The organism is Mycolicibacterium sp. MU0053, assembly GCF_963378095.1.
Lineage (GTDB): Bacteria > Actinomycetota > Actinomycetes > Mycobacteriales > Mycobacteriaceae > Mycobacterium > Mycobacterium burgundiense.
On the sequence record NZ_OY726397.1, the window covers coordinates 2,969,852 to 2,983,626 of the forward strand.

The 13,775-nt window shown below is 70.8% G+C and carries 11 protein-coding genes; 2 read left to right on the top strand and 9 right to left on the bottom strand.

Annotated elements, in window-relative coordinates; all coding sequences use genetic code 11:
• Window positions 1-24: 24 nt before the first annotated feature.
• Both RCP80_RS13765 and RCP80_RS13770 read right to left on the bottom strand, forming a co-directional pair.
• Entirely contained in the window at window positions 25-2,034 is a 2,010-nt protein-coding gene (locus RCP80_RS13765; RefSeq protein WP_373693344.1) for a primosomal protein N', read from the bottom strand.
• Window positions 2,031-2,765: a lysoplasmalogenase gene (locus RCP80_RS13770; RefSeq protein WP_373693345.1), complete on the bottom strand. Its 735-nt coding sequence runs from the start codon at window positions 2,763-2,765 to the stop codon at window positions 2,031-2,033. The genes RCP80_RS13765 and RCP80_RS13770 overlap by 4 nt, the downstream gene beginning before the upstream one ends.
• Window positions 2,766-2,804: 39 nt before the next feature.
• Between RCP80_RS13770 and RCP80_RS13775 the strand changes: the two genes are divergently transcribed.
• Together RCP80_RS13775 and RCP80_RS13780 are read left to right on the top strand one after the other, a co-directional pair.
• Complete coding sequence (locus RCP80_RS13775) at window positions 2,805-3,740, top strand: alpha/beta hydrolase (RefSeq protein WP_308478202.1); 936 nt, start codon at window positions 2,805-2,807, stop codon at window positions 3,738-3,740.
• Window positions 3,741-3,750: 10 nt separating this feature from the next.
• Complete coding sequence (locus tag RCP80_RS13780; RefSeq protein WP_308478203.1) at window positions 3,751-5,235, top strand: flavin-containing monooxygenase; 1,485 nt, start codon at window positions 3,751-3,753, stop codon at window positions 5,233-5,235.
• On the opposite strand, the gene metK is transcribed toward RCP80_RS13780, so the two are convergent.
• The 7 genes from metK to carB form a co-directional block, all read right to left on the bottom strand.
• Complete coding sequence (gene metK / locus RCP80_RS13785; RefSeq protein WP_308478204.1) at window positions 5,232-6,443, bottom strand: methionine adenosyltransferase; 1,212 nt, start codon at window positions 6,441-6,443, stop codon at window positions 5,232-5,234. The genes RCP80_RS13780 and metK overlap by 4 nt on opposite strands.
• Before the next feature lie 127 nt (window positions 6,444-6,570).
• Window positions 6,571-7,806 (bottom strand): bifunctional phosphopantothenoylcysteine decarboxylase/phosphopantothenate--cysteine ligase CoaBC, encoded by a 1,236-nt coding sequence (gene coaBC, locus RCP80_RS13790; protein ID WP_308478205.1) that lies wholly within the window; start codon window positions 7,804-7,806, stop codon window positions 6,571-6,573.
• Between the two features lie 47 nt (window positions 7,807-7,853).
• Window positions 7,854-8,168, bottom strand: a complete 315-nt coding sequence (rpoZ, locus tag RCP80_RS13795) for a DNA-directed RNA polymerase subunit omega (RefSeq protein ID WP_308478206.1) — start codon at window positions 8,166-8,168, stop codon at window positions 7,854-7,856.
• A 72-nt stretch (window positions 8,169-8,240) separates the two neighbouring features.
• Window positions 8,241-8,855 carry a guanylate kinase gene (gene gmk / locus RCP80_RS13800; protein WP_308478207.1) on the bottom strand — a complete coding sequence of 205 codons (615 nt, stop codon included), beginning with the start codon at window positions 8,853-8,855 and terminating at the stop codon, window positions 8,241-8,243.
• Window positions 8,856-8,863: 8 nt separating this feature from the next.
• Entirely contained in the window at window positions 8,864-9,181 is a 318-nt protein-coding gene (mihF, locus tag RCP80_RS13805) for an integration host factor, actinobacterial type (protein WP_308478208.1), read from the bottom strand.
• Between the two features lie 437 nt (window positions 9,182-9,618).
• Entirely contained in the window at window positions 9,619-10,431 is an 813-nt protein-coding gene (gene pyrF, locus RCP80_RS13810; protein WP_308478209.1) for an orotidine-5'-phosphate decarboxylase, read from the bottom strand.
• Between the two features lie 2 nt (window positions 10,432-10,433).
• Complete coding sequence (gene carB / locus RCP80_RS13815) at window positions 10,434-13,772, bottom strand: carbamoyl-phosphate synthase large subunit (protein ID WP_308478210.1); 3,339 nt, start codon at window positions 13,770-13,772, stop codon at window positions 10,434-10,436.
• Window positions 13,773-13,775 lie beyond the last annotated feature (3 nt).

Here is a 13,775-nt window from a genome sequence, read left to right on the forward strand (position 1 = left end):
CCCGCCCTCTCGCCCGGTGGACCCTCAGCCTATGTGCAGCGGGTCGATCTGCACGCGAACCGGATCGTGGTCGCGTCGCGCGCTGAGCACACCGGTGGCCCGCCGCAGCGCCGACGCCAGCGCCAAACCGTGGCCCCGGCCCACCCGGGCCAGCATCCGGATCACCTCGGCGTCGGCGGCCACGCCCGCCGGCCGCCGGGCCCCCGTCGGCAGTTCCACCGGGCCCAGCACCGCCACCCCGGGGGGCAGTTCGGCCGCCGCCAGCAGCGCGGCCACCCCGTCGTGGGTGCCGTCCAGCGCCGCGATGTGCACGCTCGGCGGCAGCCCCACCTCGGTGCGCGAGTCCAGTTCGGACTCGGCGGCGCCCACCGGGTCCCAGCGCACCAGCGACTGCACGGTCGGAATGGCCGCGTCGGCGACCACCGCCACGATGCCCCCCTCCGAGTGCGGCCGGACCATGGCGGACGCGGCCAGCCAGCGCCGCAGGGTGTCCTCGGCGGCGCGCAGATCCTGGCGCCCCAGCAGCGCCCAGGCGTCCAGCAACAGCGCCGCGCCGTAGCCGTTCGGGGCGATCGGTTCGGCGCCCGGGGTCGCGACCACGACGGCCGGACCCGGACCCACCGTGCTCGCCATCGACTCCCCCGACGATGTCACGACCGCGGTGCCCGGAAAGGCGCGCCCCAGTTCCTCGGCGGTGCGGCGCGCCCCGATGACCACCGCCCGCACCGCGTCCGAACCGCAGCGCGTGCACCGCAGCGCCGGATCCGACCGTCCGCACCACCGACACTGGGCCGCGCCGGCGCGGTCCGGCAGCGCCAGCGGTCCCGTGCAGTGCCGGCACCGCGCCACGGTTCGGCATTTCCCACACGCCAGCGACGGAACGTAGCCGCGGCGCGGCACCTGCACCAGCACCGGCAGCTCGGCCTGCAGCGCCGTGCGGGCCGCGCGCAGCGCCACCGAGGGCAGCCGGGCGGTGTGCGCGGCGGGGTCTCGTTCCAGCGTGAAGCCGTCGTCGTCGAGGGCGATCACCCGCGGTGCGCAGGTGCGCAGCACCTGCCGGGTGGCCACCAGGTCATGGGCCCAGCCGCTGCGCACCAGCGCGTGCGCCTCGGCGGTGCGCGCGAACCCGCCGATGACCGCCGCGCAGCGCAGTTGATGCGCGCGCAGCATCGCCACCTCGCGGGCGTGCGGGTACGGCGTGCGCGGCTCGACCAGGGTGTCGTCGCCGTCGTCCCAGACCAGCACCAGGCCCAGGTCGGCCACCGGCGCGAAAACCGCGCTGCGGGTGCCGATCACCACGGTTGCCGTCCCGCGCAGCACCGACAGCCAGCGGCGGTACCGGGCCGACGGTCCCAGCCCGGCCGACAGCGCGACCACCGGTGTGGTGTTCCCGGTGGCCCCCAGCCTGGTGACGGTGCTGGCGTAGAGGGCGTCGACGGCACGCTGATCGGGTACCACCGCGAGCACGCCGCGACCGCCGCTGACCGCGGCGGCCACCATGTCGGCCAGCCGGTCGGCCCAGGACTCCCCCGGCAGCGCCTGCCAGACCGCGCGCACCGCGCGCGCCTCGGCCAGCGCGGCCAGGAACCGGTCGCCGCCCCGGTAGCGACCCCAACTCTGCGGATCCGCTGGGGCGATCTCCAACGCCGTTGGCGGCTTGGGGGTTTCGCGTTCGACCTTGGCGTGCCGGGGAGGGATGGCGAGCCGCAGCACGTCGGCGCGGGTGCCGGCGTAGCGCGCGGCCACCGCGTCGGCCAGCCGTCGCACCTCCGGTGTCAGCACCCGCTCCGGGGACACCACGCGATCCAGCCAGCCGAGTTGACCGACGTGGTCGGTGTCCGAGCGCCGCTCCAGGACGAAGGCGTCGATGAGGCGACCGTGGAAGCGCACCCGGACCCGGACCCCGGGCTGCGCGTCATCGGACTGCTCGGCGCTCACCAGATAGTCGAATTCGCGGTCCAGATGCGGGACGGTGAGCATCGGCAGCACCCGCGCGATGGGCTCGTGCTCGGCCGCCGTGCGGGTCGCGGTCACTGCGGCAGCGGCGCGGACCGGGCATCCGCCGGGCAGCGGCCGAAGAAGAAGCCCGCTGTGATCAGCACCTGCGACAGCCCGTAGGCCCACCAGATCGCCACCGCGAGAAGCTGATCGTGCCGAATGAACTCGCTGATCCCGATCATCGAATCCGACACCGCGAAGCTCACCGCGCCCAGCGCGGTCCACGGGGTGGACAGGCGCGCCAGCAGGGCCGCGCACACCATCGCCCCGAGCACCGCGATGTACACCGTGACCGGCACGGTCAACCCGTCGGCGACCAGCTGCGGCCAGAACCAGACCAGCAGCGCCGCGCAGGCGGCCACCACCACGGCGGCGGCGGCCGCACGCCGCGGCGACGCCTCGACCAGCGGGAGCAGGGCGCCCAGGAAGCACAGGTGCGCGATCAGGAAAGCGCCGAGGCCGCCGACGAACGACGGTTCCCACCACGGCATCGCCAACAGCAGGTCGCCGAGCGCGGAGAACACCAGCGCCCCGAGCAGCCAGCGGCGTTCCCGCAGCACCGGATGACAGGCCGCGGCCGCGGCCAGCAGCAGCGCCATCGCCGCCTTGACGACGGGTTGACCGGCGAACTGGCCGGTCAGGTCGGCGCCGGCGGGCAGGCGCAGGGCCGTGACGAGCAGGAAAACTCCGTAGCCGGCGCCCACGATCGCGCCCGCCAACCACAGCCGGGTTTGGAGCACCGGTGTTGCCCAGGATGCGGATACCACTCTGCGACGGTAGCCGACCGGTATCGATAGGTTGATCCGATGGTGAGCATCGACCCGATCCTGCAACAGATCCTCGAGGCCGTGCCGTTCCGGCTCTCCCCGGACGACGGGCCGGCGGCCGCCCGCAAGGCGCTCCGCGATCTGCCGCGGCCCCCGCTGCACCCCGAGGTGCGCGCCGAGGACCGCGCGGTGGACAGCCCGGCCGGGCCGATCCCGATCCGGATCTACTGGCCGCCCGGACATTCCGGGCCGGCGCCGGTGGTGCTGTTCGTCCATGGCGGTGGCTTCGCGGCCGGCGACCTCGAGACGCACGACGGCACCGCCCGCCAGCACGCGGTCGGCGCCGACGCCGTCGTCGTCGCGGTCGACTACCGGCTGGCGCCCGAGCACCCGTACCCGGCAGCTGTCGACGACGTGTGGGTCGTGCTGCGCTGGATCGCGGCCCACGCCGCCGAGTTCGGTGGCGATCCGCGCCGCCTGGCGGTCGCCGGCGACTCCGCGGGCGGCAACCTGGCCGCGGTGCTGGCACAGTTGGCCCGCGACGCCGGCGCCCCGCAATTGCGGTTCCAGCTGCTGTGGTACCCCGCGATCACTTGGGACACCTCGCTGGCGTCCTATACCGAGAACGCCGCGGCCCCGATCCTGGATCTGGCCGCGATCACCGCGTTCAGCGACTGGTACGCCCCGGATCTGGCCCGCACGGATCCGGCGGGGCTGCCCGCCACGCTGGCGCCCAGCCGGGCCGAGAGCCTGGCCGGGTTACCGCCGGCGCACATCGCGGTGGCCGGCCACGACCCGCTGCGCGACGACGGGGTGGTCTACGGCGAGTTGCTGTCGCAGGCCGGCGTGGCCGTTACCGTCGACCACGCCGAATCGCTGATCCACGGCTATCTGGGCTACGCCGGGTTCGCCCCGGCCGCGACCGAGGCACTCGATCGCGGATTGGCCGCCCTGAGGTCGGCGCTGCACGCCTAGAGTCGGGGCCATGGGTCAGCACCGTCCCGACCACCACACGTTGATCATCGGCGCCGGGTTCTCCGGGATCGGCGCCGCGATCCGGCTGGATCAGGCCGGCCTGGGCGACTACCTGATCGTCGAGGCCGGCCCCGAGGTCGGCGGGACCTGGCACTGGAACACCTACCCGGGCATCGGCGTGGACATCCCGTCGTTCTCCTATCAGTTCTCCTTCGAGCAGAGCCCGGACTGGACGCGCACCTACGCGCCGGGCGCCGAACTCAAGAGTTACGCCGAGCGGTGCGTGGCCAAGTACGGCATCGGCGACCGCATCCGGTTCCACACCACGGTCACCGGCGCGGCCTTCGACGAGGCCCGCGACCAGTGGCGGGTGAGCACCGAGGGCGGCGAGGTCACCGCGCGCTACCTGATCAACGCCGCCGGTGTGCTCAACGAACCCAAGCTGCCCGACATCGACGGGGTGGCCGGCTTCGTCGGTCCCACCCTGCACACCGCGCGGTGGGATCACGACGTCGACCTGGCCGGCAAGCGGGTCGGAATCATCGGCACCGGCGCCTCGGCGGTTCAGGTGATTCCCGAGATAGCGCCGATTGTCAAGGCGCTCAAGGTGTTCCAGCGCACCCCGATCTGGTGTTTCCCCAAGGCGGACGTCGCGCTGCCCAGGGCGGCGCGGCTGGCGATGCGGGTGCCCGGCGGCAAGTTGATGGGCCGTCTGCTCAGCCAGGCCTTCGTCGAGGTGACCTTCCCGCTGTCGGCGCAGTACTACACGCTGCTGCCGTTCGGCAGGCGAGCCGAGGCCGCCGCCCGCGCCTATCTGCGCACCCAGGTGCACGATCCGGTGTTGCGCGACAAGCTCACCCCCCGGTACGCGGTGGGCTGCAAGCGACCCGGTTTCCACAACAGCTATCTGTCGACGTTCAACCGCGACAACGTGGAGCTGGTGACCGAGCCGCTCGAGAAGATCACCGAGGCGGGGATCGTCACCAGCGACGGCGCCGGCCACGACCTCGAGGTGCTGATCCTGGCGACCGGGTTCAAGGTGATGGACGTCGACTCGGCCTCGTTCGCGCTGACCGGCACCGGGGGCGTCACGCTCGCGCAATTCTGGAGCGCGAACCGGATGCAGGCCTATGAGGGTGTCAGCGTCCCGGGCTTCCCCAACTTCTTCTGCGTCTGCGGGCCCTCCGGCTACGTCGGATCCTCGTTCTTCGCGCTCATCGAGGCCCAGACCCGACACATCGTGCGCTGCCTGCGGCGCGCGCGGGACGACGGCGCCACCCGCGTCGAGGTGCGCACCGCCGCCAATGCCCGCTACTTCGCCGAGATGATGCGCAAACGGCACCGGCAGATCTTCTGGCAGGACAGCTGCGCGCAGGCCAACAGCTACTACTTCGACCGCAACGGCGACGTGCCGCTGCGGCCGGCGACGACGTTGGAGGCCGATCTGCGTAGTCGCCGATTCGACCTCGACGACTACGCCTTCACCGCCGGCTAAACGCTGGCCTTGAGCTCCTCGACCTTGCTCAGCTGCTCCCACGGCAGATCGACATCCGTGCGACCGAAGTGGCCGTAGGCCGCGGTCTGCGCGTAGATCGGACGCAGCAGGTCCAGATCGCGGATCAGGGCGCCGGGCCGCAGGTCGAACACGCTGGTGATGGCCTTCTCGATGCGTTCGGGGTCGACGGTCTCGGTGCCGAACGTCTCGACGAACAGCCCGACCGGGGCCGCCTTGCCGATCGCGTAGGCCACCTGCACCTCGACGCGCTCGGCCAGCCCCGCGGCCACCACGTTCTTGGCCACCCAGCGCATCGCATAGGCCGCCGAACGGTCCACCTTGGAGGGATCCTTGCCGGAGAACGCGCCGCCGCCGTGGCGGGCCCAGCCGCCGTAGGTGTCGACGATGATCTTGCGGCCGGTCAGGCCGGCGTCCCCCATCGGGCCGCCGAGCACGAACTTGCCGGTCGGGTTGACCAGCAGCCGGAAGTCGGAGGTGTCCAGGGTCTCGTGGTTGAGATCGGCCAACACGGTGTTGACGACCTTCTCCCGGATGTCGGGGGTCAGCGTCGCATCCAGATCGATGCCGGCGGCGTGCTGGGTGGACAACACCACGGTGTCCAGCCGCACCGGGGTGGTGCCGTCGTAGGCGACGGTGACCTGGGTCTTGCCGTCGGGCCGCAGGTAATCGAGCACACCGTTCTTGCGGACCTCGGTCAGGCGCCGGGACAGCCGGTGCGCCAGCGCGATCGGCAACGGCATCAGTTCGGGGGTGTCCTTGATGGCGTAGCCGAACATCAGGCCCTGGTCGCCGGCGCCCTGGGCGTCCAGCGGATCGCCGGCACCCTCGACGCGCGCCTCGTGGGCGGTGTCGACGCCCTGGGCGATGTCCGGGGACTGCGCCCCGATCCCGACGTTCACTCCACAGGAGGCGCCGTCGAAACCCTTGTCGGAGGAGTCGTAACCGATCTCGAGGATGCGGTCCCGCACGATCTGGGTGATGTCGGCGAACGCCTCTTTGGCCGTGGTGGTGACCTCGCCGACGACGTGTACCTGACCGGTTGTCACCAGTGTCTCCACCGCGACGCGCGACTTCGGGTCCTGGGCGAGCAACGCGTCGAGCACCGAGTCGCTGATGGCGTCACAGATCTTGTCGGGGTGTCCTTCGGTTACCGACTCACTGGTGAACAGCCGACTCTTAGTGGTCACGTTTTCATCCTTCCGGGCCTGCGCCCCTGTTGTCCCGCGGTCAGTTAGTTCATCGAACCTTATCGCGCCCGCGACGCAACACTTCCGTGCACGCTGAGCGGGATCGACAACGTCGTCCCGGGTGGCGCTACCGGTCCCCGACCAACGCCGCGATCGAGTCCACGATACGACTCGCCATCAACGTCTTCGACCCATGCTCCAACGCCAACTCGGTGCCGTCGGCGGCCAGCAACCAGCCGTCATTGCTGTCCACCTCGAACGCGCGACCATCGCCGACCGCGTTGACCACCAACAGGTCGCAGCCCTTGCGCTGCAGTTTCGCGCGGGCGTGGAACAACACGTCGCCGTCGTCGTCGCCGGTTTCGGCAGCAAACCCGACGATCGCGCGCATGTTCGGCAGTTGGCCGTCGGCGCGGGCCCGCACGGCCGCGGCCAGCACGTCGTCGTTGCGGATCAGATCGATCGAGCTGGGCTCCGAGGCGCCCTTCTTGATCTTGGCGGTCGACACCGTGGCGGGCCGGAAATCGGCGACCGCGGCCGCCATCACCAGCACGTTGGCGTCGGGCGAGTGTTTGGAGACCGCGTCGCGCAGTTGGGCGGCCGAGCCGATGTGGACCACGTCCACGCCGGCGGGATCGGCCAGGCCGGCGGTGTTGCCGGCGATCAGGGTGACCTCGGCGCCGCGCTGCGCGGCCACCCGCGCCACCGCGTACCCCTGCTTGCCGGAGGACCGGTTCCCGATGAATCGGACCGGGTCGATGGGCTCCCGGGTGCCGCCCGCGGTCACCAGGATGCGAGTACCGGCCAGATCGTGGGGCAGCGCGTCGCCGCGCGCGAGCAACAGCTCCGCGAAGGCGGTGATCTCCTCGGGTTCGGGCAGCCGACCGGGGCCGGTGTCGGTGCCCGTGAGACGCCCGGAGGCCGGCTCCAGCACCACGGCGCCGCGCCGGCGCAGCACCGCGACATTCTCGACGGTGGCCGGGTGCTGCCACATCTCGGTGTGCATCGCCGGCGCGAACAAGACCGGACAGCGCACGGTCAGCAGCGTCGCGGTCAGCAGGTCATCGGCCCGCCCGGCGACGGCGCGCGCGAGCAGGTCGGCGGTGGCCGGCGCGACCACGATCAGGTCGGCGTGCTGGCCGATCCGCACGTGCGGGACCTCGGGCACGTTCTCGAAGACGCCGGTGTGGACCGGCTGGCCCGACAGCGCCTCGAAGGTCGCGGCGCCGACGAACTGCAACGCGGATTCGGTCGGAACTACCCGCACCTGGTGGCCGGCCTCGGACAGTTGCCGGACCACCGAACAGGCCTTATAAGCCGCAATGCCGCCGGATACCCCGACGACGATCTGTTTGGCAGCCATCAGGGTCGCTCTCCCTCGGGGAAGCCCATCGCCGCGCTTCCGGCTCGCTACTCGCCTTCGGTGTGCTCGAGCAGGTCGCCGTGGATCTCGCGCATCGCGATCGACAGCGGCTTCTCCTGCAGGCCGGGCTCGACCAGCGGGCCAACGTACTCGAGGATGCCGTCGCCGAGCTGGTTGTAGTAGTCGTTGATCTGCCGGGCGCGCTTGGCGGCGTAGATCACCAGCGCGTACTTGCTCGACACGCGCTCCAGCAACTCATCGATGGGCGGGTTGGTGATGCCCAGCGGCGTGTCGTAGGCGCCGATTCCCGCGCGGTCGACCGTATGGCTGGCGGTCAGAGTGTCGGCGTTGGTCTTGGTCACTGAAGAAATCTCCTGGCGTTGCTGAAAGCAAATTCTTGGCAAAAATTTGTTCTCGAAATGTGTCTCGCGGGGTCAAGCGGAGCTCGACTGGCCGTTGTCGTAACCGTCCGGCGCGGGTGCCACCAGCAAGGATACCAATTCAGAGCAGGCAGTTTCCAATTCGCTGTTCACCACCACCACATCGAAGTCGTGCTGAGCGGCGATTTCGGTGCGCGCGGTGTCCAATCGCCGCTGCCGCACCTCGGCCGATTCGGTGCCCCGGCCCACCAGTCTGGCCTCCAGGACCGCCCAGCTCGGCGGGGCCAGGAACACCGTCGTGGCCGTCGGAAGCTTGGCCTTGACGGCGCGGGCACCGGCCAGGTCGACCTCGATCAGGACCGGCCGGCCGGCCTGCACGGCGGCCCGAATCGGTTCCGCCGGGGTGCCGGAGCGGTGCAATCCGCCGTGGATCTCGGCCCATTCGAGCAGCTCACCGCGGTCGACCAAGTCCTGGAACGCGGCGGGTGTGACGAAGTGGTAGTCCACCCCGTCGACCTCGCCGGGGCGCGCGTCCCGGGTGGTCGCCGAGACGCTGAAGTACAGGCCCGGGATCCGGTCCTGCAGGCAGCGGACCACCGTCGACTTGCCGACTGCGGAGGGGCCGGACAGCACGACCACGCGGCCGTCCGGTCCCCCGCTAGCGCCCACGACCGCCGTTAGGCGGGGTCAAACTTTTCCAGCAGCGCCTTGCGCTGCCGGTCGCCGAGGCCGCGCAGCCGGCGGGTCGGCGCGATCTCCAGCTCGGTCATGATTTCCTGCGCCTTGACCTTGCCCACCTTGGGCAGGGCTTCGAGCAGGGCGGAAACCTTCATCTTGCCGAGGACCTCGTCGGACTCCGCGTCCTTGAGGACCTGCCTGAGGTTGGTGCCGCCGCGCTTGAGCCGATCCTTGAGCTCAGCTCGGATTCGACGTGCGGCGGCAGCCTTCTCCAACGCTGCCGCGCGCTGTTCGTCGGTCAACTGGGGAAGGGCCACGATTCCTCCGTCTCATTGGTCAAACTAAGTCATCTAACTGATTCGGCCGGGTACTCCAGGCCAGCGACGACGACCGTACCCAGGCTCCGTGACGAAATCTAACCCCACCCCCCCGTTTTGGCGTCAAAGCCGCAGCGTAATGAGACCTCCGCGGTGATTCGTGGCGTTACATCCGGGACCGCCGCGGGCACGCGCACGCGTCCGTCGGCCCGGGCCGCCCGACCGCCGCCGGGGCGCCCGAGCCATGCCGTATCTGCAGGTCAGATCCCATTTTTCAGCGAATCTCGCGGCCCGGCCGACGGCCCGGCGGGCTCGGCACCGCGGCGGTGCGGCCACCCAGCACCGGCGCATTCCAGGTCGGAAAAAAGTTCACCCGCGTGTCACGGGCGTGTCGAGCCGACGGGCGTCGTCGCTGGCAGTCCGCGTGCGCCCCGAGTTCAGGCCAGATGGGCGACGGCATCGCGCAGCCGCTCGGCGGCCGCGCGGATCGCGGCCACGTCCGGCCCGGCGCGCAGCACCTCCCGCGACACCGCGGGCAGCAATTGTCCGGACCGCGCGCCACCGAGCCCGGCCAGATCGGCGGGGCGGCCACCCTGCGCGCCGACACCCGGGACCAGCACCGGGCCGGCCAGCGCACTGACGTCGGGCACCTCGGTCAGGGTGGCCCCCACCACCACACCCACCAGGCCCGGCGCTCGCGCGTTGACCTCGGCCGCGGCGTCGACCATGCCCTGGGCCAGGGTTCGGCCGTCAGGGCGCCGCACAGCCTGCACGCTGGCACCCTCAGGGTTCGACGTGGCGGCCAGAACGAACACGCCGCGGTCGTGGCCCTCGGCGGTGTCCAGCAGCGGCTGCAGCGAGCCGAAGCCCAGATACGGCGAGGCCGTCACCGCGTCGCTGGCCAGCGGGCCGTCGGCCAGCCAGGCCGCGGCGTAGGCGGCCATCGTGGTGCCGATGTCGCCGCGTTTGGCGTCGGCCAGCACCAGCACCCCGGCCGCGCGCAGATCGGCGATGGTGCGCTCGAGCACGGCGTAGCCGGCCGCGCCGTAGGACTCGAAGAACGCCACTTGCGGTTTGACCACGGCGAAGCCGGCGTAGGCCTCGACGCAGATGGCGCTGAAGGCCGCCAGCCCGTCGGGGTTCGACGGCAGCCCCCAGGCCGCCAGCAGCTCCGGATGGGGGTCGATGCCCAGGCACAGCGGGCCGCGGGCGGCGACCGCCTGGGTCAGCCGGGCCCCGAAACCCGCCATGCTCAGTGGTCCAGGGCGGCGTGCAGTTCCTGCAGGGAACGCACGCCGATGTCACCGCGGATAACCGCCTCGATGCCCTGCACCGCAGCCGAGGCGCCCTGCACGGTGGTCACGCACGGGATGTTCATCTGCACTGCGGCCGACCGGATCTCGTAACCGTCGACACGGGGTCCGGAGTTGCCGTAGGGCGTGTTGATCACCAGGTCCACCTCGCCGGCCCGGATCGCGTCGACCGCCGAGCGGGCCGGCCGGTCGGGGTTGGGATCCTCGAAGATCTTGCGCACCTCGTCACATGGAATCCCGTTGCGGCGCAGCATTTCTGCGGTGCCCTCGGTGGCCAGCACCCGAAAACCGAGGTCCGCCAACCGCTTCACCGGGAACACCAGCGAGCGCTTGTCGCGGTTGGCCACCGAGACGAAGATCGTGCCCTGCACCGGCAGCGAGCCGTAGGCCGCGGTCTGGCTCTTGGCGAAGGCCTTCCCGAAATCGGAGTCGATCCCCATCACCTCGCCGGTGGACTTCATCTCCGGGCCCAGCAGCGAGTCGACCCCGGAGCCGTCGGCCTGCCGGAAGCGGTGGAACGGGAGCACGGCCTCCTTGACCGCGATCGGGGCGTTCGGCGCCGGGCTGGCGCCGTCCCCGTCGGCGGCCAGCATGCCCTCGGCGCGCAGTTCGGCGATGGTGGCACCCAGCATCACCCGGGCGCACGCCTTGGCCAGCGGCACCGCGGTCGCCTTGGAGACGAACGGCACCGTCCGGCTGGCCCGCGGGTTGGCCTCCAGCACGTAGAGCACGTCCTCCTTGAGTGCGTACTGCACGTTGAGCAGCCCCACCACCCCGATGCCCTTGGCGATGGCCTCGGTGGCTTGCCGCACCGCGGCGATATCGGTGCGACCCAGCGTGACCGGGGGCAGCGCGCAGGCCGAGTCGCCGGAGTGGATGCCGGCCTCCTCGATGTGCTCCATCACGCCGCCGATGTAGACGTCGGTGCCGTCGCACAGCGCGTCGACGTCGATCTCGATGGCGTCCTCCAGGAACCGGTCGACCAGCACCGGATGCTCGGGCGAGAGTTCCGTGGCCCGCGTGATGTAGCCCTCCAGGGTCTCCTCGTCGTACACGATCTCCATGCCGCGGCCGCCGAGCACGTAGGACGGCCGGACCAGCACCGGATAGCCGATGTCGGCGGCGATGGTGCGGGCCTGCTCGAACGTGGTGGCCATGCCGAACTGCGGCGCGGGCAGCCCGGCCGCGGCCAGCACGTCGCCGAATCTGCCGCGGTCCTCGGCCAGGTCGATCGCCTCGGGTTTGGTCCCGACGATCGGAACGCCGGCCTGTTCGAGCCGCTCCGCGAGCCCCAGCGGGGTTTGCCCGCCGAGCTGCACGATCACCCCGACCACGCCGGGGCCGCCGGCGCCCGATTCCTGCTCGGCGTGGTAGACCTCCAGGACGTCCTCGAAGGTCAGCGGCTCGAAGTAGAGCCGGTCGGCGGTGTCGTAGTCGGTGGACACCGTCTCGGGGTTGCAGTTCACCATGACGGTCTCGAAGCCGGCCTGGCTCAGCGTGGTGGCCGCGTGCACACAGCTGTAATCGAATTCGATGCCCTGCCCGATCCGGTTCGGACCCGATCCCAGGATCAGGACCTTGGGCTTCTCGGTCTGCGGGGCCACCTCGTTCTCGGCCGCGGGATCCAGCTCGTAACTGCTGTAGTGATAGGGCGTCTTGGCCTCGAACTCCGCGGCGCAGGTGTCCACGGTCTTGAAGATCGGATGCACGCCCAACCGCTGGCGCAGCACCCGGACCCCGACCTCACCGGCCAGTTCGGGGCGCAGCGAGGCGATCTGATGGTCCGACAGGCCCTGGTGTTTGGCGAGTCGCAGCAGGTCGGCGTCCAGCACCGGCGCCGCCAGCAGCTGCTCCCGCAGCTCGACGAGCCCCGCGATCTGATCGACGAACCACGGGTCCACCCCGGAGGCCTGCGCGACCTGTTCGACCGTCGCGCCCTTGCGCAGCGCCAACTCGATGTCGTAGAGCCGGCCGTCGGTGGGCGTGCGCAGCCCGGTCAGCAGTTCCTCGACGGTCACGTCGGGATCCGGCCCCGTCCAGAACCCGGCGCGCTTGGTTTCCAGCGAGCGCATCACCTTGCCGAGGGCCTCGATGAAGTTGCGGCCCAACGACATCGCCTCGCCCACCGACTTCATCGTGGTGGTCAGCGTCGCGTCGGCGCCCGGGAACTTCTCGAACGCGAACCGCGGCGCCTTGACCACGACGTAGTCCAGCGTCGGTTCGAAGCAGGCCGGGGTTTCCTTGGTGATGTCGTTGACGATCTCGTCGAGGTTGTAGCCGATCGCCAGCTTGGCCGCGATCTTGGCGATCGGGAAGCCGGTGGCCTTCGACGCCAGCGCGGAGGACCGCGACACGCGGGGATTCATCTCGATGACGATCAGCCGGCCGTCGGCCGGATCGACCGCGAACTGGATGTTGCAGCCGCCGGTGTCGACGCCGACCTCGCGCAGGATCGCGATGGCGAGGTCGCGCATCTTCTGGTACTCGCGGTCGGTCAGCGTCATCGCGGGTGCGACGGTGACCGAGTCGCCGGTGTGCACGCCCATCGGGTCCAGGTTCTCGATCGAGCACACCACCACGACGTTGTCGCGGCCGTCGCGCATCAGTTCGAGTTCGTATTCCTTCCAGCCGTAGATGGATTCCTCGATGAGCACGTTGGCGCTCGGCGAGGCGGCCAGGCCGTCGCCGGCCATCCGCTCGACATCCTCGAGGCTGGCCGCCATGCCCGAACCGAGTCCGCCCATCGTGAAGCTGGGACGCACGACCACGGGCAGGCCCAGATCGGCCACCGCGTCCCGCACCTCGGCCATGGTGTAGCAGACCCGGGACTTCGCCGACTCACCGCCGACCTTGGCCACGATGTCCTTGAACTTCTGCCGGTCCTCGCCGCGCTGAATGGCCTCGAAGTCGGCGCCGATCAATTCGACGTCGTACTTTTGGAGCACACCGTTCTCATGGAGCGCCACCGCGGTGTTCAGCGCGGTCTGGCCGCCGAGCGTCGCGAGCAGCGCGTCGATCTTGTTGCCCCGCTCGGCCTGCTGGGCGATGACCTTCTCCACGAAGGCCGCCGTGATCGGTTCGACGTAGGTGTGGTCGGCGTACTCCGGGTCGGTCATGATCGTCGCCGGATTGGAGTTGACGAGGCTGACCTGCAACCCCTCGCTGCGCAACACGCGGCAGGCCTGGGTGCCCGAATAGTCGAACTCGCAGGCCTGGCCGATCACGATCGGACCGGAGCCGATCACCAGGACGTGGTTGAGGTCAGTGCGACGCGGCATTAG

Bases quoted from the DNA above. Each gene is read 5' to 3' on its own strand.
- RCP80_RS13775 (WP_308478202.1), top strand. From the start codon at position 2,805: ATGGTGAGCATCGACCCGATCCTGCAACAGATCCTCGAGGCCGTGCCG.
- RCP80_RS13780 (WP_308478203.1), top strand. From the start codon at position 3,751: ATGGGTCAGCACCGTCCCGACCACCACACGTTGATCATCGGCGCCGGG.
- coaBC (WP_308478205.1), bottom strand. From the start codon at position 7,806: ATGGCTGCCAAACAGATCGTCGTCGGGGTATCCGGCGGCATTGCGGCT.
- pyrF (WP_308478209.1), bottom strand. From the start codon at position 10,431: ATGGCGGGTTTCGGGGCCCGGCTGACCCAGGCGGTCGCCGCCCGCGGC.
- carB (WP_308478210.1), bottom strand. From the start codon at position 13,772: ATGCCGCGTCGCACTGACCTCAACCACGTCCTGGTGATCGGCTCCGGT.